Consider the following 574-nt stretch of genomic DNA (forward strand, 5'->3'; position numbering starts at 1 on the left):
GGGTGAGTGTGGCCAGCAGGTCTGCGCCCAGCACCTTTTCGCACAGATCGGCGACGGCCCGCGTGTCGCTGGCGTCCAGGATGCCGACATCACGGCGGCCGAGGACCAGGGCCGCCACGGCGGCGGCGTGCTCGATGCCCTGGAAAGTGGGGTGGGCGATGTCGGGCATGACCAGGGTTCGGGCACTGGTGCGCAGGTACGTGCGGTCTGTGGGCCGCGTAATCAGGTGTGCGCCTTCGACACGGCTCTCCTCCAGCAGGAGCGCGGCCTCAACGACACGGGGGTCCGCTCCGGCAGGCTTCGTCCAGACGGAGTGGGCCGCGTGCGCGGCCTCGTGGACGAACACTCCCCAAGCAGCGGGATACCGCTCCTCGTCGCCCACGATCCGCGGATGGATCTCGTGGGGCTTCAGCGGGGCGAAGAGGCCGGCGTCGAACTCGACCTCGCCCAGGGTGGGGAAGAACGCGGCCGGTGCGCCGCTGCGCGTGCCGGGGCGGCAGGTGACGAGGAGGTCCTGGCGGCCGGAGAGGGCGACCAGCCGATCGCCGAGTTCGGCTCCCACGCGCAGCCACGC

The 574-nt window shown here is 71.8% G+C and carries 1 pseudogene; it reads right to left on the reverse strand.

Features of this window, described 5'->3' with window-relative positions:
- A pseudogene (locus KUM32_RS37355) lies at window positions 1-574 on the reverse strand (hypothetical protein); the annotation flags it as partial.

The sequence above is a fragment of the Streptomyces sp. AC627_RSS907 genome (assembly GCF_019049165.1).